Here is a 17,697-nt window from a genome sequence, read left to right on the forward strand (position 1 = left end):
TCATTTTTTTGCATACTGTCCTTAAGGACAGTATGCAAACTTTTTAGTTTCAAGTAATATATTTTTGTAAACGATGTTTACCCTGTGGGTATAGGACAGTGAGAGCGGAGGACTAAAAATGGAAGTGGCTAAAATCGAGTCGGCAGAAGGTGTCGTTCAGATTGCCTCCGGTAGTGCTTTGCATACCGCCAAGACGGGTGATTCGGTGCAGTTTAATGAGTTTATTCTGACCGGGAACGATGCAGCTTGTGCCTTGCGCTTGTCTGATGACTCATTAATCAGTCTTTCCGCAAATCAAAAACTCTTGTTGGATTCTGATGTGGTGAACCTCAATGTCGATGCACAGACAGAAGCGGTTTCCAGTAGCAGAAGCTTTATCCAGTCGGTGGTTGAATTAGCACTGGCTAACCCCGACGACAGTTTGAATCAAGTTTTGGGGAGCTTGACGGAGTTACTGAATCAATCAATGGCTTCGGAAAACTTTGTTGATAGTACTTTGCTTGAGGATCATAGTCTGTTTTTGAACTCGCAGGATGAGCATATTCTAGCTGAGGATTTATTGGCGGAACGGTTATCGCCTTCTAAAGCGGCAGAATTACTTTCCCTTGAAGAGGCTTTGACAGGGGATTCGGTTCCTGTCGCGGACAATGTCTCGAATACTGAACTGCCATCTAATACCGATGCTGTCCATAGTGATCTGCAATACTTGCTTGATTATGCTTCATTGGAGGAGGGGGTTATTGGCGGACAGATTGAAGAATTGGTACAGCAGTTGGTTCAGGCAGTCGATCTCAGTGGCTATTTCTCCGCAGACGTTTCCAGCCACCCATCCATGGCGAATTTAGAACTGGGTGCGGCACTTAACGAAGAAGACGATTTCGCGCCATATCAATCCATTTAGATTCCTTGCCATACCGTAGAGGGAGAAATGCAGGAAATCAGGCGTTATTAATCGCGTGACGCAGGTATTTCAGCATTCTTAAAGAAGGATAGCCGTCTGCCGGTACCTCGATCGATTTTTGGAAATCTCGTAAAGCACTGCGCGTGTTCGAGCCGGCAATACCGTCCGCTTTGCCAACATTGAAGCCAAGCTGGTTAAGCAGGTTTTGAATCTCGGTAATTTCTTCATAACTCAGCCCTTTATCATCTTTCGGACGACTTTTGCTTAGTTTCGGCTTATTACGGATCTGATCGGCCAGATAACCGACGCCGATTGCATAATTGGTCGAGTTATTCCAACGTTTGATCACCTTGTAGTTGTCATAGGCTAGAAATGCCGGGCCACGGTAATCACCGGGAAGAACCAGTATCGCGGAATCGATCTTAGTGCTTAGATCCGTCCCCTTGATCGTGCGCACGCCCATTGCTTGCCAGTCTTGAATAGGTCGCCGGGTTTTTCCGTCAGCCAGAGAATAATCAAAGCCTTCCGGTAGCTTAACTTCTTCCCCCCATTCTTGCTGTGCCTGCCATCCAAGCTGATTGAGGAAATTGCCCGCCGAGTACAGGGCGTCGGGAATGCTTTTCCATAGATTGATTTTACCGTCGCCGTCGCCGTCCACTGCGTATTTCAGATAGTTGCTCGGCATAAATTGGACCTGGCCCATCGCGCCTGCCCAAGAGCCTTTCATGTCATCGAGTGTTACGTGTCCCTGATCGAGAATTTTCAGTGCGGCGATGAGTTCTTTAGAGAAAAAACGACTGCGTCTCGGGTCAAATGCGAGGGTGGCCAGCGATTGAATGATCGGGTCATAGCCGGTGTAAGCACCGTAATTGGTTTCCATTCCCCAGAATGAGACTAAATAAGCGCCAGGAACGCCGTATTTCGCTTCGACTTGCGTTAAGAGTTCCGCCTGTTGCTGGTAATTGAATTTCCCGTTTTCGATCCGCGCCGCTGAAACGGCTCTTTGCAGATATTCGAAAAAGGTACGGGTAAACTCCGGTTGCCTGCGATCCGATTGCAGAACCTTATCGCTCAGCGTCAGATCGGTAAATGCCATATCCAGCGTCTGGCGGGAGATTCCCTGTGACAGGGCCTGTTGTTTAAAGGTATTGATCCATTCCTGAAACTGCTGTTGATCCTGATTACTGAAAGCGATCTCTTCGGCGGAAGCGGTATTCAAGAAAAGTGCACCGCTCAGAACCGTCAGAGCAAGCCTGCGAGCGCCTGACTTTAAGCAAAGTCGGTTTGGTTTAAACATCGAAGCCCCTCTAAAAGTTATCTCTATATATTTGAATGGATAAGTTTTCCCTATTCTACTGAAACAAAGCCAAAGTAACAGCCAAAAGCGGATAAAATGAGCAGCAATTAAAGATTGAAGGAAAAGTCATGAATAGCCAGACCATGCACTCTTGTTTTGCTACCACAGCCGGTGGTTTAAGTGAGCTTTGCAGGGAGGAATTAATCTCTCTGGGCGCTACCGAGGTCAAGGCTCAGCCGCGCGGCGTTGCATTTCAGGCAAGCGAAGAAGTGTTGTATCGCTGCTGTTTATGGTCGCGCCTGGCAAACCGAATCTTTTTGACGCTTCTGGAAACGACTTTGAGCAATCAGGAAGAGTTGACGACCGAGGTTGCCAAATTGGACTGGAGTCAGCATATGGACGCTTTCGGTTCTTTTGCGGTCTCTTTTTCCGGTAAGGGAATGGGAATTGATCACAGTCATTACGGCGCTCTGAAAATCAAGGATGGCATCGTCGATCATTTTCGAGAGCGCGCCAATTCGCGGCCTAAAGTGGATACCATCAACCCTGAGCTGAGGGTTCACGGACACCTGAACCGAAACAAACTAACGTTAAGTCTCGATCTGATCGGTTACAGCCTGCATCAGCGCGGTTATCGTGAAGGTCAGCAAGTGACGGCGCCGCTGAAAGAAAATGTGGCGGCGGCGATTCTGATGCGTGCCGGTTGGCCCGAGATTGCCAAGCAGGGTGGCTGTCTGTATGACCCTATGTGTGGTTCGGGAACTTTTTTGATTGAAGCGGCGATGATGGCTTCCGATCTGGCTCCGGGGTTGGAAAAAGCTGAACGGATGCAGCTGAATTTCTGGAAGCAGCATAATCGAAAGCTATGGAACCAGCTGATTGCAGAAGCCGAGCAGCGCGAGTCGGAAGGGTTGCGCCATTTGCCGGATATCTATGGTTCGGATGCGTCGCATAAATCGCTGAAGATCGCGCAGGAGGCGATTGAAGCGGCCGGCTATGCCGACAGTATTGAAATCAAACAGATGACCGTCGAGCAGGGCAGTCGCTGGGGGGACTGGCAAGCCGGATTAGTCGTTTGTAATCCGCCTTACGGAGAGCGATTGGGCGAACTCGAAGAGGTCAAACAGACGTACCTGGAACTGGGTAACTATCTGAAAAACCAATTTGAGGGTTGGCATGCGGCGATTTTGACCTGTAATCCGGAACTGGGTATGTATCTGGGGATAAAGGCTAAACGCTCGCATGAATTCGCCAACGGTCCATTGAGTTGTAAGCTGTTGCGTTTTGATATCGAAGCATCGGCACACCGGGCACCGGCTTTGAAAGGCGGGATTAATCTGGCCGAACAGGTTCAACAGTTTTTCCCGGATCTGGCGCAGTCCGAAGGTGCGCAGATGGTGGCTAATCGCTTGCGCAAAAACCTCAAAACGCTGCGTAAATGGGCAACGAAGAACAAAGTACACGCCTACCGTGTGTATGACGCCGATATGCCCGAATATGCCGTAGCCATTGATTATTATCATACTCAGGAGGCCGGCGAGTGGCTGGTCGTCAATGAATATGCACCGCCTAAGTCGGTAGACCGCGGTCGAGCTAAAAAACGCCTGAACGAGGTAATGGCGGTTCTGCCGGAAGTATTCGAGATCGATGCGGCAAAAATTATCTTCAAAGTGCGTGAGCGTCAGAAAGGTACGAGTCAGTATGAGAAGATAGAAGAAAATCAGGAATATTTCACGATTGCCGAAAACGGCACTAAGTTGAGAGTCAATTTTACCGATTATCTCGATACCGGCGTGTTTTTGGATCACCGCGATGTGCGTGCCAAGGTTGCTTCGCTGGCGCAAGGCAAGAGTCTTTTGAATCTCTTCTGTTATACCGCGACCGCGACTGCGGAAGCGGCGGTGGCCGGCGCGAAATCCAGTTTGAGTGTCGATATGTCGAAAACCTATCTGTACTGGGCGCAGCATAATTTCTGGGCCAATCAGATCGATGATCGTAAACATCAGCTTGAGAGAGCGGACGTGGTTGCCTGGTTGCAGGAAAAAGCCAAAGATCAATCCATGCAGAAATTCGATGTGATCTTTATGGATCCGCCGTCATTTTCCTCTTCGAAGAAGATGGAAGGCGTTCTGGATATTCAGCGCGATCACGGCTGGTTGATTCGTCAGGCGATGGCGTTGCTGAAACCCGACGGCGTGATGGTGTTTTCCAATAATTTGCGCAAATTTAAACTTGATGAGTTAGTACAGATGCAGTTTGCCGTGCAAGATGTGACTCATGAGACCATGCCGCAGGACTTTAAGCGTAACAGTAAGATTCATCAGGTTTGGTTGATCCGGTCGAAAAAGAACGACTGAATATTGCACTGAAAACCGGGTAAAACTGCGCAAAGTTTGCAATAGGGTAGTGACTTTCAAAGTTAAGTGGCAGGCGCTCTTGAGCGAGAATAACTTGTTTATTTCAGCTTTCGCTTATGCTTGTCGGTCATTGAAAATTCAAAGGAGCGGATAATGCAGCAGAGTATTCAGTTTGATAGCGATTTGATCAAACGCTATAACCAGACCGGCCCTCGATATACTTCCTATCCGACGGCGTTACAGTTCGACGAGAGCTTTACGCTCGACGATTATCGTCAGGCTGCCGAACGCAGCAATCAATCCGGTCGAGGTTTATCGCTGTATTTCCATATTCCTTTCTGTGATACGGTCTGCTTTTTCTGTGCCTGTAACAAGGTCTGGACTCGTGACCGTTCAAAAACCACCCCTTATCTTGAGCGCCTGTTCAAAGAAATTGAAATGCAGGCGGAACTTTTCGATTCCTCGCGTAAGGTGGAACAATTGCATTGGGGCGGCGGGACGCCGACTTTTCTGAACAATGATGAAATGGCACAGCTGATGCGTAAAACCCGTCAGCATTTCAATCTCTTCGACGATGATTCTGGAGAGTATTCAATCGAAATCGATCCGCGAGAGGCGGACAAAGAGTCGGTTAAATTACTGCGTGATCTGGGATTCAATCGCATGAGCCTGGGGGTTCAGGATTTCGACGAAAAGGTGCAGAAGGCGGTTAACCGGATTCAGACTCAGGAAGAGACGTTTGCTGTACTGGAAGGTGCGCGCGAAGCCGGGTTCCTGTCGGTCAATGTGGATTTGATCTATGGCCTGCCGCATCAGAATGCCAAAAGCTTTATCCATACTTTGGACCGTGTTCTGGAAGCGGAACCGGATCGTTTTTCGATCTTCAACTATGCGCATATGCCAAGTCTTTTCCCGACGCAGAAAAAGATGGATCCCGACGCCATGCCTTCAGCGGATGAGAAACTGGCAATTCTACATGCCGCCAGCGAGCGTCTTCTGGAAGCCGGTTACATCTATATCGGTATGGATCATTTCGCCAAACCGGATGACGAGTTGGCTGTTGCACAGCGCGATGAAACGCTATACCGCAATTTCCAGGGGTATTCGACGCATGCCGATTGCGATCTGGTTGGAATGGGGGCGACTTCAATCTCTTTGATCAATAACACCTATGCGCAGAATCGCAAGAGTTTGCAGGAATACTATCAGGCGATCGATGAAGGGCATCTGGCGGTCTTTAGAGGCGTTCAGCTGAGCGAAGATGACGAATTACGGCGCGATGTGATTACCCGACTGATTTCACATTTCCATCTCAATTTTGCCGTATTGAATCAACAATGGAATATTCGTTTTGACGAGTATTTTGCCAAGGAACTGAAAAATTTGCAGCCAATGGTTGAAGACGGTCTGATTGAGATGAGTGCGGACGATCTCTATGTTACGACCAAAGGTCGATTGCTGATTCGCAATATCTGCATGGTGTTTGATGCCTATTTGAAACCGGATATGCAGAACCGTTTTTCAAAGGTGATTTGATCGTTTGCATCTTCGTGCATTAATCGATTTTGCTCCCGCTCCAAGCGGGAGTTTTATTTTGTGGGTGTTTTAACAGTATTCAGGATAGTGGCTTGCCAGAGCCTTTGTCTGTCTCGCGGGCGAACTCTCTGAATTGCTCCCGGTTTTGCGGGTGAATATCCAGGGTTAAGTCATGTGCCAGCGGCTTGGGAAACCAGGAGCTGGTCTTGTCGGTCCAATAGTAGGCGGTTAAGCCGATCCACTCTTTCCAGGCAGGTTCCAGCGCTTTAAGGCGGTCATAGAAGTCGATGTCGAAATAGCGGTTTTCCGCAGAGTTCGAGCGGTAGTCGACCGGATAAGGGATTACGGCAATCTGCTGTTTGCGTGCGATGCCGACCGATCTTGGCATATGGAATGCCGAAGTGATCAGCAGGTAATTGCCGTTTTCTTTGGGTAGCATCGGTTTCAGGTTTTTAAAGTTTTCATAGGTGTTGCGTGCTTTCTCGTCGAAACGGATACGCTTGAGATCCACGCCCATCTGCTGAAAAATTTTCGGTGCCAGTCTGGAGACGGTTTGCGTTTTTTTATCGCGGATCGAGCTGCTGCCGCCACTGAAGAAAATCGGCGCGTCCGGATACAGAATACTCAATTCCGAAGCGGCAATAAAACGGTCTGCACCCTGTCCGAGTTCGGCGACTTGCCAGCTGTCCGATCGCTTCAGATCCTCTCCACCGCCAAGGACAATAATGCCGTCGATATTATCCGGCAGGTTTTCAGGTTTATGGAAGCGGTTTTCAAGCGGCTCAATCAAATAATCGCTGATCGGATAAATCATCAGTGAGAAAAAGAACAGGGCGGTAGGAATCAACAGTTTTTTCGCTGTTGCGATGCGGTTAATCGCCAGAAAGAAAACACCGAGTGTCAGTATTAGAATCAGCAGGTTGCTCGGGCTGAGAAACGCCCAGGCGATCTTGGAAAACATAAAAAACAGATTATCCATAACTCCCTTTCTCTTCGCGCTTCCCTAAAATTATTCAGACTCAATTAAACCTGTTATCAAGACAGATTTCTCTATAAAAATCACGGAAATTGATTTAAGTTGCTTGAAAGGCAAATTTTCATCCCTATATCAATAGCCAAATAGAGTTTTTAAGGGAGTGATCATGCAAGATAAATTTACTTCTCAATTTCAATCGGTTTTGATGCAGGCCCAATCCCTGGCGGTGGGTAAGGATCATGCCTATATCGAACCTTTACACATTTTGTCGGTACTGTTAGCTGAGCAGGCCGGGCTGCTTGAATTGGCCCAGGTCGATCTATCCTCACTGAGATCGAATGTCAGCGACAAAATCGGCAAACTGCCTACCGTCAGCGGTAACGCGAATCTGCAGCTATCACCGAAAGCGGCTTCCATTCTAACCCTAATGGACAAGCAAGCACAAAAACGCGGTGACCGCTTTATTGCCAGCGAACTGTTTTTTACCGCTTTGCTGGAAGTTCAAGACGAGGCGGCGGAACTGTTTAAAAAAGCCGGTGCCGATAAAAATAAACTGGAACAAGCGATTGATAAAGTCCGTGGAGGAGAAAGCGTGCAAGACCAGAATTCAGAAGAAAACCGTCAGGCGTTGGAAAAATACACCTTGGATTTAACGGCGCGAGCCGAGGAAGGAAAACTGGATCCGGTTATCGGACGTGATGATGAAATTCGCCGAGCGGTTCAGGTATTGCAGCGCCGTACTAAAAATAATCCCGTTCTGATCGGTGAGCCTGGGGTCGGTAAAACCGCGATTGTCGAGGGTCTGGCGCAGCGAATCGTTAATGGTGAAGTACCGGAAGGTTTGAAAAACAAACGCCTGCTGTCGCTGGATCTGGCAGGTTTACTGGCCGGTGCCAAATACCGCGGAGAGTTTGAAGAGCGCCTTAAAGCGCTGCTTAAGGATCTTGAAAAACAGGAAGGCAGCGTCATCCTGTTTATCGATGAAATCCATACTATGGTCGGTGCTGGTAAGACAGAAGGCTCGATGGATGCCGGAAATATGCTTAAACCGGCGCTGGCGCGTGGTGAGCTGCACTGTATCGGCGCGACGACTCTGGACGAATACCGCGAAAACATCGAAAAAGATGCCGCTCTTGAGCGACGTTTTCAGAAAGTGTTGGTGGACGAGCCGACCGAAGAAGATACTATTGCGATTCTGCGCGGTTTGAAAGAGCGTTATGAAATTCACCACGGTGTTGCCATTACCGATCCGGCAATTGTTGCTGCGGCTAAATTGTCACAACGTTATATTACCGATCGCCAGTTGCCGGATAAGGCGATTGATCTGATCGATGAGGCGGCTTCGCGCATCCGAATGGAAATCGATTCCAAGCCGGAAGTGATGGATAAACTTGATCGCCGTTTGATTCAGCTGAAAATTGAACAGGTTGCACTGAAAAAAGAGAAAGATGAGGCGTCCAAAAAACGCCTTGAGAGTTTGAATGAAGAGGTGGCGACTCTGGAAAGAGAGTATGCCGATCTGGAAGAGGTCTGGAAACGCGATAAAGCGGCTCTGCAGGGCGCGCAACAATGGAAAGAGCAGTTGGATGCGGCGAGAACCGAATTGGAAATGGCGCAGCGTTCTGGAGATCTGGCGAAAATGTCGGAAATCCAGTACGGCAAAATTCCCGAGCTGGAAGCGAAAATCCGTGAAGCCGAAGCTGCCGAACAGCAGGCTCAGGAAGACGGCGGCAATAAGCTGTTGCGTAACCAGGTTACGGATGCGGAAATCGCCGAAGTGGTTGCTCGCTGGACCGGAATTCCGGTCGCCAGAATGATGGAAGGCGAGCGAGACAAGTTGTTGCGTATGGAAGAGGAACTTGAACAGCATGTTGTTGGCCAGAATGAGGCCGTGAAAGCGGTCTCGAATGCGATTCGCCGTTCACGTGCCGGCTTGTCTGATCCGAATCGTCCCAACGGCTCTTTCCTGTTCCTTGGGCCGACAGGGGTGGGTAAAACCGAGTTGACCAAAGCGCTGGCGGATTTCCTTTTCGATACCACCGATGCGATTGTGCGTATTGATATGTCGGAGTTCATGGAGAAGCATTCCGTTGCCAGACTTGTCGGTGCGCCTCCGGGGTATGTCGGTTATGAGCAGGGCGGTTATTTGACCGAAGCCGTACGTCGTAAGCCTTATTCGGTGATTCTGTTGGATGAGGTCGAGAAAGCGCATCCGGATGTCTTTAATATTCTGCTGCAGGTGTTGGACGACGGACGCTTGACCGATGGTCAGGGACGTACGGTGGATTTCAAGAACACGGTAATTGTTATGACGTCTAACCTTGGATCGCAGCTGATTCAGGAGAAGGCGCAGACAGCGAGTTATGACGAGATGAAGTCGGATGTGATGGAAGTGGTCGGTGGCTATTTCCGCCCGGAATTCATTAACCGTATTGACGATATCGTCGTTTTCCATCCGCTGGGTCGCGAACAGATTCGTTCAATTACCTCGATTCAGTTGCAGGGGCTTAAAACTCGTCTTGGCGCAAGCGAGATCGGTTTTGAAATCAGCGATGCCGCTTTGGATCTGCTCGGTGAAGCCGGATTTGATCCGTTATTCGGCGCTCGTCCGCTTAAACGCGTGATTCAGCAACGTCTGGAAAACCCGTTGGCGCAAGCGATCCTGCAAGGCGAGTTTGCTCAGGGCACAACGATCCATGTTGACGTTCAGGACGGTGAGATTGTTTTAAGCTGATTGAACGCCTTACATAGCGTTTGCCGATATAAAAAAGCCCGGGGTTGAAAAACAACCCCGGGCTTTTTTTACGCCTTGAATTTGAACGGCTACAATCAGCTGTTCCACAGATCCATGGTAATGCTCTTGTACCAGCCGTGGGCGTAGTTGGCTTCGTTTTTACGGAAGCTGGCATCCGCTCCTGTTGGGCTGACGCCGCCAGCACCTTTGACCGGAACAATGCTGCCGTCAACCAGCTGGTATACAGCAGCAACCGAAATACCGTAGTCGGCACCGACCAGACTGTAACAGGTGTTAACGTTCTTCGCGGTCGGAATGGTGTAGCCGTTCAATTTAGCGACAATCGATGCAGCACACATCTTACCTTGGCTTGCCGCAGAGTGCCCGGATTTAGGCATTTTGCCGGCAATCGAAGAGTCGCCCACAACATGAATGTCAGGGTGAATAGTCGATTCGAAAGTCTGCTGGTCAACTGGACACCAGCCGGCATCGTTGGTCAAACCGGCAGCAAATGCGATATTTCCGGCTTTTTGCGGCGGGATAATGTTCAGTACGTCAGCTTTGTATTGACCGAAATCAGTATACACTGTCTTGGTTTTAGCATCGATGTGCGAGACTTTCCCGCCGGCAGATGCGCTGATCCACTGAATCATATCGCCATAGAGTGCTTTCCAACCTTCCTGGAAAAGCCCTTGTTTAGAGAACTTGTCCTTGGCATCAAGAATGATGATTTTTGCGGTTGGGTTATTGCGCTTGAAGTAGTCGGCAATCATCGATACACGTTCGTACGGTCCTGGAGGACAACGGAATGGGTTGCCGGGAGGGCACATAATAAAAGTACCGCCCTGAGGCATTTCACGAATCTGTTTATAAAGAATTTCGGTTTGCGGACCGGCTTTGTATGCGTGCGGAATTTGCTCAATGACATCTTCCGAATACCCTTCGATCGCATCGTACTTAAATTCAATCCCCGGTGATACCACCAGTTTGTCGTAATCCAAAACGCGTCCGTCATTCAATGTGACCTGTTTGGCAGCCGGGCTGACCATAGAGACGGTTGAATGGATAATATTGACGCCGTGTTTATCACGCAGCGAATCGTAGGAATGAGTGATGGTTTTAGCGTCTACCAAACCGGCCAGATACCAGTTCGAACCAGGACAGGTCATGTAGCTTTTCTTAGGCTCAATCAAAGTGACATCGACAGTGTTGTCAAATCGTTTGAGATATTTGGCTACCGAAGCACCACCGAAACCACCACCGATTACTACGACGCGTGCCGCATCCGATGAACCTTTTGTTCCGTTTAAAGAACAGCCAGGAAGAGTTGCCATTAGTGATCCACCGAAACCGGTGGCCGCCATCGCTTTAATTAAAGATCTACGTTTTAACATGCTTGAAGCTCCACTCGTTTAGTTAGGGTTTTAGGCTGCCAAGATATTTGGCAATGGCACGAATTTCGTCATCACTGTAACCCAGTGCGTGACGTCCCATAACAGTTGAGGCGCGTTTACCTGATTTCATGTCCAGCAATTGCTGAACCATCACTTTTTCAGGGTAGCCAGCCAAAGGAGGAATGGAGCCACCGGAGGCTTTACCCTCTGCGCCGTGGCACTGAAAGCATGTCGTTGCTGAAAGTTCTGCGTTGGAGATCTCCCCGGCTTGAGCTGCCGACGAAAGGGGGGCGATCGCAGCTATCGCCATAATTTTCGCCAGACGTGATAGTGTTTTTTGCATAAACAACCTCTATTGAGTAGTTTTATTTTTTTATATAGGTTAAACAGCTTAGTAAATTTCTTTAACTGTTAACCAACAGCTATTCTCCAAGGAATGTGTTTTATTTCTAATAAATTCTGTGTTGCTATGATAAGTAATTTTTATTATTAAGGTTGTTTACTGAGGCCTTGAAACACAAAGTAAAAAATAACTGCTAAATAGGGTATTAAAGTACTGTTATTTTGCCGTATTAATTCAATTTGGTGAAGTATGAGTGGATTTTGTTTGTTTTTGGCTTATCTGGCAATAAAAACAATATATTTAATGAAATGGTAATGTATTTAAAAAAACACGGTTTTCGAGGGGGGAGGAGGTTCCGGCCGTTGCAGAAAACGGTGCTTCCGGTGAAGGCATGCGAGTAAAGTGATTAACCGGATGGTTTTCTCGATAGAAAATTACACCACTGGTTGCGGAGGTTCCGACGAGTTTTTCTTCGGCAGTTCGAGAATCTTCTTATAGGCTTTACGACAGGCTTTACGGACTTTCTCCTCTATTTTGATGCGTTCTTTAGGCGTCAGGAAGAATGACATGTCGATGTCGTAGCGGATGTAGCGCGGTGGAATCAAATTGAGTGCAATGCAGGCCATATCGGCAAGCAGTTCGTCCTCAAGTTGTTCGGAGTAATGGGCTTGGACTTCTTCGATTACGAGACGTTCATAGTAGTTGTGAATACTGTCCATCATGCCATTGGCTCCATAAGTTTCTGCAAATTGATGAGTCAACTTTACCGGTTTTAGGCACATAAAAAAAGCGCGAAATCAGGGAAATTGATTGCGCGCTTAAGTAATATCAAGTTATTAACGCCGTCTTGAATTCGGCAGGCTTTTATTCCGCTTCGCGACTGACGGCGCGATGCCCGATATCGGTACGGAAATACGCCTTGTCCCAGCTGATTTTCGCCACGCCTTCATAGGCGCGTTTCTGAGCAGCGGTGACATTTTCGCCCAATGCCGTCACGCAAAGAACTCGTCCTCCAGCAGTAACGGTTTCGCCGTTTTCGTTGGTTGATGTACCCGCATGGAAGACTTTTAGATCTGCGGCATTGGCTTCGTCAATACCGGTAATGACATCGCCTTTAGGGTAGTCGTCAGGGTAGCCGCCGGCAGCCATAACAACGCCAAGCGCAGCGCGGGAATCCCATTGAGCGGTTGCTTGATCCAGTTTGCCTTCCAGAGCGTCCAGACAGTGCTGAACCAGATCCGATTGCAAACGCATCATAATCGGTTGCGTTTCCGGATCACCGAAACGACAGTTGAACTCCAGTACTTTCGGGGCACCATTTGCGTCGATCATCAAACCGGCATACAGGAAACCGGTGTAAGGTAGACCGTCTTTCGCCATCCCTTCAATAGTCGGCATGATTACTTCTGCCATGGCACGATCATGAATTTCGCGTGTGACTACCGGTGCAGGAGTATAGGCGCCCATACCGCCGGTATTTGGACCGGTGTCACCGTTATCGCGTGCTTTATGGTCTTGCGACGTTGCCATTGGCAGAACATTCACGCCGTCCGCCATAACGATAAAGCTCGCTTCTTCACCGACTAGGAACTCTTCGACAACGACACGTGCACCGGCGTCACCGAATTTGTTACCTTCGAGCATGTCTTCTACGGCTGCAATTGCTTCTTCAACCGTGTCAGCAAGGATAACGCCTTTACCAGCCGCTAGACCATCTGCCTTGATAACAATCGGCGCACCCATTTTGTTGATGTACTCAACTGCCGGCGGAATTTCAGTGAAAACCTGATACGCTGCCGTCGGGATATTGTGCTTGGCAAGGAAGTCTTTCGAGAAAGCTTTTGAACCTTCCAATTGTGCAGCGCCTTTGGTTGGGCCGAAACATTTCAGACCTGCCGCTTGGAAAGCGTCAACCACTCCTAAAACCAGCGGAACTTCAGGGCCGACAATCGCTAGACCGATATCGTTTTCCTGTGCAAATTTTACCAGGCCGTCAAGGTCTTCTACCTTGATATCGACATTCGTCAGATTTGGCTCAAGCGCCGTTCCCGTGTTGCCTGGAGCAACAAAAACTTTCTCTGCCATAGGCGACTGCGCCGCTTTCCACGCCAAAGCGTGCTCACGACCACCAGAACCGATTACTAAAATATTCATAATTTATCCTTCAGGGATAACTCTTAATTCCTTCGAGAAGATATTTAAGAGCATTATTATTCATTAATTCCAAACTAATTCAGATGAAGGAAGGGGCGTTTTGCTTGAGGTCATGGCAATTAAAAAAAACCGAAGCGTAGTGTGCTTATTGCACATGAGCATCGGAAGTTTTGAGTTAACGCAGAGATCAAGTAAGCAAGCCTTTCCTATAAGTCAGTTAGTGTTTGAAGTGACGCATCCCGGTAAACACCATCGCGATGCCGTGCTCGTCGGCAGCGTCGATAACTTCCTGATCACGCATAGATCCGCCCGGGTGGATTACCGCTGTAATTCCTGCTGCAGCCGCTGCATCAATACCGTCGCGGAACGGGAAGAAGGCGTCAGAGGCCATGACCGAACCAGGTACTTCAAGCCCTTCATCGGCGGCCTTAATGCCGGCAATTTTCGCAGAGTAGACACGGCTCATTTGTCCCGCGCCAACGCCGATGGTCATGCCGTCTTTGACATATACGATCGCATTGGATTTAACGAATTTTGCCACCTTCCATGCGAACATCAAATCCTGCATCTCTTTGTCGGTTGGAGTGCGTTTAGTAACCACTTTCAGGTCTTCCTGAGCAACAGCGCCCAAGTCGCGATCTTGAACCAGTAGACCGCCGGTCACACGTTTGTAGTCGTAAGCCGCTTGCTGGCCGGTGAATTCACCGCATTCAAGCAGGCGAACATTCTGCTTGGCCGCAACCGCCGCCTTGGCTTCCTCGGAGACCTTAGGCGCGATAATCACTTCAACGAACTGGCGGTCAACGATAGCCTGAGCCGTTTCGCCGTCCAATTCGGTGTTGAAGGCGATAATGCCGCCGAAGGCTGAAGTCGGGTCGGTTTTATAGGCTCGGTCGTAAGCGTCGAATTGTGTTGCGCCGATGGACACGCCACAAGGGTTGGCGTGTTTAACGATCACACAAGCCGTTTCTTCAAAGGTTTTTACCAGTTCAAGCGCCGCGTCGGTGTCAGCAATATTGTTGAAAGACAGCTCTTTACCCTGAATCTGGGTTGCGGTTGAGATAGACGCTTCGCTGGCATTACGTTCGGTATAGAAAGCCGCTGCCTGGTGTGGGTTTTCCCCATAGCGCATGGACTGCTTTTTAACGAACTGAGTATTGTAGGTACGCGGGAAGGTGTCACCTTCTTCAGTATTGAACATTTTACCGAAGTAGTTCGAGATCGCGCCGTCGTAACGGGCAGTCTGTTCAAAGGTTTTAATCGCCAGATCAAAACGGGTCGCGTGGGATAGCTGACCATTATTTGCCTGCATCTCTCCAAGAATACGCGAGTAGTCAGTCGGATCGGTTACTACGGCTACGTCGTTGTGGTTCTTTGCCGCAGAGCGCAGCATGGTTGGTCCGCCGATGTCGATGTTCTCGATCGCGTCTTCAAGAGCACAATCTTCTTTGGCAACCGTCGCTTCAAATGGGTACAGGTTAACCACTACCATGTCGATCGGGTCGATACCGTGCTCTTGCATGATCGCGTCGTCGGTGCCGCGGCGTCCCAAAAGTCCGCCGTGGATTTTCGGGTGTAGCGTTTTAACGCGGCCGTCCATCATTTCAGGGAATCCGGTGTATTCAGATACTTCTGTGACCGGAAGACCGGCTTCAGACAATACTTTGTAAGTCCCTCCGGTTGAAAGAATGGCTACGCCCATCTCGTTGAGCGACTGGGCAAACTCTAAAATGCCGTTTTTGTCTGACACGCTGATTAAAGCACGACGAACTGGTTTCATGGTTAATCTCCAAAATTTAGGATTCAATATTAAGATTCAATTAATTTGTATTTGAGCATTTTCTTGCGCAGGGTGTTGCGGTTGATACCAAGCATCTGCGCGGACTGTGTCTGGTTGAAATCGGTTTTTTGCAACACAAATTCGATTAGCGGTTTTTCGACTTGTTGAATGACCATTTCATACAGGTCGCAGGTTGATTCTTCCTGCAGGTTATCAAAGTAGATCTCTAGGGTGCGGGTAACCTGATCGCGTAGAGAAAGTTGGCTAGTCGTTTTTATGTTCGTCATTTTTAGTCTTAAAGATAATTTGCTATGGTTGTTGGTATCGTCGCTTTAAGAGCGACTTATTTTAGAAATTGTCCGAAAAATTGTTCAATCAGGCTCTGTTGCGCGTCGGCATCGCTTAGTTGATTGAACTGGCGGCGAAGCGCTATGCATGCAGCGGGTTCCAATAAGTCGCCAAGGTGTTGCGTATACCAGCCAATATGCTTGCGAGCGATGCGTGCGCCGTGTTCTGGGCCGTAAAGCCGGTACAGTCCTTCGAGGTGTCTCCGGATAGTCTGATGGAAATCAATGACTTCTACTGGAGCCGCTTTTCGGGCGTTTTTAAGATAATGATTTATCTCACGAAATATCCATGGATAGCCCTGGGAAGCGCGACCGATCATGATCCCGTCAGCACCGGTGTATTCTAATACAAAACGGGCTTGCTCGGGGGTGCAAATATCGCCATTTGCAATCACGGGCAGCGAGACCGATTGCTTGACCTTTTTTATTGTGTCGTACTCGGCCTGACCTTGGAATTTATCGGCGCGGGTTCGGCCATGAATGGTAATTGCCGAGAGCCCGCATGCTTCGGCTATCTGCGCAATCTGCAGTGCATTCTTGTGCTCTTGGTCGGTGCCGGTGCGGATTTTGACCGTGACCGGAGAAGAGACTGCCTCAACGACCGCATGAAAGATTTCGCTGACTTTATCCGGATAAGCCATAAGCGCTGAGCCTGCGGCAACACTGCAGACCTTCTTGGCCGGGCAGCCCATATTCAGGTCGATAATCTGTGCCCCTTGGCTTTCCTGCCAGGCCGCTGCTTCTGCCAGCTCCTGTGGATCTGTACCGATAAGCTGAACCGCCCGGGGTTCCGGGTCATCCGGATTGACGTGCCGAGTCGATGATTTCTTCGATTCCCAGAGGTCTTTTTTGGACGCGACCATTTCCGCCAAAGTATAAGCCGCGCCGTTGTCTCGGCACAGCTGGCGGTAAATGGCATCGGTAACACCGGCCATCGGCGCCAGAACCAGAGGATTGTCAAATTGATAGGGGCCGATTTTCAGCATTGAAGTCTATCCGTTTTTGCGCCCGCTTAAACAGGCCCATTCGTCCAGAGTTTCCAGCTGATCAAGGTCGAACCCGAAGGTTTTATAGTGTTCCTGAAGCTCTTGTGCCTGCGTCTGCAGTAGCCCTGAAAGCACAAGCTGGCCACCGTTCTTGACGAGGCGTTGGAATTCCTCCGCCAGCTCTTTTAACGGGCCGGATAGAATATTGGCGACCAGTAAATCAACCGGCTCGGAATCAAAATCCTTAACCAGGGCAAAGTGAATCTGCTCGTCGTTGCGCTGCGCGTTTTGTTCAGACGCCTGAATAGCCTGCGGATCGATATCGGTGCCTTTGACTGCAGCTGCCCCGAGTTTCTGTGCGGCCAGAGCCAGCACGCCGGAACCACAGCCATAATCAATTACGGTTTTGCCCTGGGGCGGATTTTGATCCAGCCAGGTCAGGCACATAGCCGTTGTCGGATGTGTCCCGGTGCCGAAGGCCAGTCCGGGGTCCAGCATCAAGTTGACGGCGGTCGGGTCGGGTTTTTCTGACCAGCTGGGGACAATCCACAGTCTTTCGCCAAAAAGCATCGGTTTGAACTGATCCATCCATTCGCGGATCCAGTCCTTGTCCTCCAGAGCTTCGATTCTGAAATGGTGTTCAGCGACGGCCGGCAGCATGCTTTTGACCTGTTCGATAATGGCTTTGCCATTGACTTCTGCATCGAAGAGTGCGGTGACCTTGGTGTTTTGCCAGATTGGGGTGGTGCCGATTTCAGGTTCGAAAATCGGTTGATCCTCGGCATCTTCAAAGGTTACCGAAGCGGATTCGCATTCCATGAATGCGTCTGATAAAGGCTCGGCAAGCGCTTCTTCAACCGTTACGTTGATCTGAATCCAGGCCATACTGTTC

Annotated in this window: 14 protein-coding genes; 4 read left to right on the plus strand and 10 right to left on the minus strand. The window is 49.2% G+C overall.

The genetic code is table 11. From position 1 onward, the window contains the following. Nucleotides 1-118: 118 nt before the first annotated feature. Complete coding sequence (locus tag HQN79_RS02775; RefSeq protein WP_173284169.1) at nucleotides 119-901, plus strand: hypothetical protein; 783 nt, start codon at nucleotides 119-121, stop codon at nucleotides 899-901. Nucleotides 902-938: 37 nt separating this feature from the next. Here the strand turns inward: HQN79_RS02775 and HQN79_RS02780 are convergent, their stop codons facing one another. Continuing rightward, the gene (locus HQN79_RS02780) at nucleotides 939-2,198 is read right to left on the minus strand and encodes a lytic murein transglycosylase (RefSeq protein ID WP_173284170.1); all 1,260 of its coding nucleotides are present in this window, start codon (nucleotides 2,196-2,198) and stop codon (nucleotides 939-941) included. A gap of 128 nt (nucleotides 2,199-2,326) precedes the next feature. Here HQN79_RS02780 and rlmKL point away from each other — a divergent pair, with 128 nt between their 5' ends. Together rlmKL and hemN are read left to right on the plus strand one after the other, a co-directional pair. Further along, on the plus strand, nucleotides 2,327-4,555 hold the full coding sequence (gene rlmKL, locus HQN79_RS02785; protein ID WP_238843407.1) for a bifunctional 23S rRNA (guanine(2069)-N(7))-methyltransferase RlmK/23S rRNA (guanine(2445)-N(2))-methyltransferase RlmL: 2,229 nt from the start codon (nucleotides 2,327-2,329) through the stop codon (nucleotides 4,553-4,555). A gap of 153 nt (nucleotides 4,556-4,708) precedes the next feature. Further along, nucleotides 4,709-6,091: an oxygen-independent coproporphyrinogen III oxidase gene (gene hemN / locus HQN79_RS02790; RefSeq protein WP_173284171.1), complete on the plus strand. Its 1,383-nt coding sequence runs from the start codon at nucleotides 4,709-4,711 to the stop codon at nucleotides 6,089-6,091. A gap of 79 nt (nucleotides 6,092-6,170) precedes the next feature. Here hemN and HQN79_RS02795 read toward each other — a convergent pair whose 3' ends face one another. Beyond that, entirely contained in the window at nucleotides 6,171-7,070 is a 900-nt protein-coding gene (locus tag HQN79_RS02795) for a YdcF family protein (RefSeq protein WP_173284172.1), read from the minus strand. A gap of 163 nt (nucleotides 7,071-7,233) precedes the next feature. Between HQN79_RS02795 and clpB the strand changes: the two genes are divergently transcribed. Then, nucleotides 7,234-9,801, plus strand: coding sequence for an ATP-dependent chaperone ClpB (gene clpB / locus HQN79_RS02800; protein WP_173284173.1), 2,568 nt, complete (start codon nucleotides 7,234-7,236; stop codon nucleotides 9,799-9,801). Between the two features lie 95 nt (nucleotides 9,802-9,896). Here the strand turns inward: clpB and HQN79_RS02805 are convergent, their stop codons facing one another. The 8 genes from HQN79_RS02805 to prmA form a co-directional block, all read right to left on the minus strand. Continuing rightward, entirely contained in the window at nucleotides 9,897-11,195 is a 1,299-nt protein-coding gene (locus HQN79_RS02805) for an NAD(P)/FAD-dependent oxidoreductase (protein WP_173284174.1), read from the minus strand. A 22-nt stretch (nucleotides 11,196-11,217) separates the two neighbouring features. Then, nucleotides 11,218-11,538, minus strand: a complete 321-nt coding sequence (locus HQN79_RS02810; RefSeq protein ID WP_173284175.1) for a c-type cytochrome — start codon at nucleotides 11,536-11,538, stop codon at nucleotides 11,218-11,220. Nucleotides 11,539-11,972: 434 nt separating this feature from the next. Further along, on the minus strand, nucleotides 11,973-12,260 hold the full coding sequence (locus HQN79_RS02815) for a late competence development ComFB family protein (protein ID WP_173284176.1): 288 nt from the start codon (nucleotides 12,258-12,260) through the stop codon (nucleotides 11,973-11,975). A 142-nt stretch (nucleotides 12,261-12,402) separates the two neighbouring features. Further along, complete coding sequence (purD, locus tag HQN79_RS02820) at nucleotides 12,403-13,692, minus strand: phosphoribosylamine--glycine ligase (protein ID WP_173284177.1); 1,290 nt, start codon at nucleotides 13,690-13,692, stop codon at nucleotides 12,403-12,405. 217 nt (nucleotides 13,693-13,909) lie between these two features. After that, nucleotides 13,910-15,472 (minus strand): bifunctional phosphoribosylaminoimidazolecarboxamide formyltransferase/IMP cyclohydrolase, encoded by a 1,563-nt coding sequence (gene purH / locus HQN79_RS02825; protein ID WP_173284178.1) that lies wholly within the window; start codon nucleotides 15,470-15,472, stop codon nucleotides 13,910-13,912. A 29-nt stretch (nucleotides 15,473-15,501) separates the two neighbouring features. After that, nucleotides 15,502-15,759, minus strand: coding sequence for a helix-turn-helix domain-containing protein (locus HQN79_RS02830; protein WP_173284179.1), 258 nt, complete (start codon nucleotides 15,757-15,759; stop codon nucleotides 15,502-15,504). Between the two features lie 56 nt (nucleotides 15,760-15,815). After that, nucleotides 15,816-16,805, minus strand: coding sequence for a tRNA dihydrouridine synthase DusB (gene dusB / locus HQN79_RS02835; RefSeq protein WP_173284180.1), 990 nt, complete (start codon nucleotides 16,803-16,805; stop codon nucleotides 15,816-15,818). A gap of 6 nt (nucleotides 16,806-16,811) precedes the next feature. Next, entirely contained in the window at nucleotides 16,812-17,690 is an 879-nt protein-coding gene (gene prmA, locus HQN79_RS02840) for a 50S ribosomal protein L11 methyltransferase (protein ID WP_173284181.1), read from the minus strand. Nucleotides 17,691-17,697: the final 7 nt, after the last annotated feature.

It is taken from the genome of Thiomicrorhabdus xiamenensis, from assembly GCF_013282625.1.
GTDB lineage: Bacteria > Pseudomonadota > Gammaproteobacteria > Thiomicrospirales > Thiomicrospiraceae > Thiomicrorhabdus > Thiomicrorhabdus xiamenensis.

Excerpts from the sequence above, each read along its gene's own strand:
- rlmKL (WP_238843407.1), top strand. The coding sequence starts at position 2,327 with ATGAATAGCCAGACCATGCACTCTTGTTTTGCTACCACAGCCGGTGGT.
- hemN (WP_173284171.1), top strand. The coding sequence starts at position 4,709 with ATGCAGCAGAGTATTCAGTTTGATAGCGATTTGATCAAACGCTATAAC.
- purD (WP_173284177.1), bottom strand. The coding sequence starts at position 13,692 with ATGAATATTTTAGTAATCGGTTCTGGTGGTCGTGAGCACGCTTTGGCG.
- HQN79_RS02805 (WP_173284174.1), bottom strand. The coding sequence starts at position 11,195 with ATGTTAAAACGTAGATCTTTAATTAAAGCGATGGCGGCCACCGGTTTC.
- clpB (WP_173284173.1), top strand. The coding sequence starts at position 7,234 with ATGCAAGATAAATTTACTTCTCAATTTCAATCGGTTTTGATGCAGGCC.
- purH (WP_173284178.1), bottom strand. The coding sequence starts at position 15,472 with ATGAAACCAGTTCGTCGTGCTTTAATCAGCGTGTCAGACAAAAACGGC.
- HQN79_RS02815 (WP_173284176.1), bottom strand. The coding sequence starts at position 12,260 with ATGATGGACAGTATTCACAACTACTATGAACGTCTCGTAATCGAAGAA.
- prmA (WP_173284181.1), bottom strand. The coding sequence starts at position 17,690 with ATGGCCTGGATTCAGATCAACGTAACGGTTGAAGAAGCGCTTGCCGAG.
- HQN79_RS02775 (WP_173284169.1), top strand. The coding sequence starts at position 119 with ATGGAAGTGGCTAAAATCGAGTCGGCAGAAGGTGTCGTTCAGATTGCC.
- HQN79_RS02795 (WP_173284172.1), bottom strand. The coding sequence starts at position 7,070 with ATGGATAATCTGTTTTTTATGTTTTCCAAGATCGCCTGGGCGTTTCTC.
- dusB (WP_173284180.1), bottom strand. The coding sequence starts at position 16,805 with ATGCTGAAAATCGGCCCCTATCAATTTGACAATCCTCTGGTTCTGGCG.
- HQN79_RS02810 (WP_173284175.1), bottom strand. The coding sequence starts at position 11,538 with ATGCAAAAAACACTATCACGTCTGGCGAAAATTATGGCGATAGCTGCG.
- HQN79_RS02830 (WP_173284179.1), bottom strand. The coding sequence starts at position 15,759 with ATGACGAACATAAAAACGACTAGCCAACTTTCTCTACGCGATCAGGTT.
- HQN79_RS02780 (WP_173284170.1), bottom strand. The coding sequence starts at position 2,198 with ATGTTTAAACCAAACCGACTTTGCTTAAAGTCAGGCGCTCGCAGGCTT.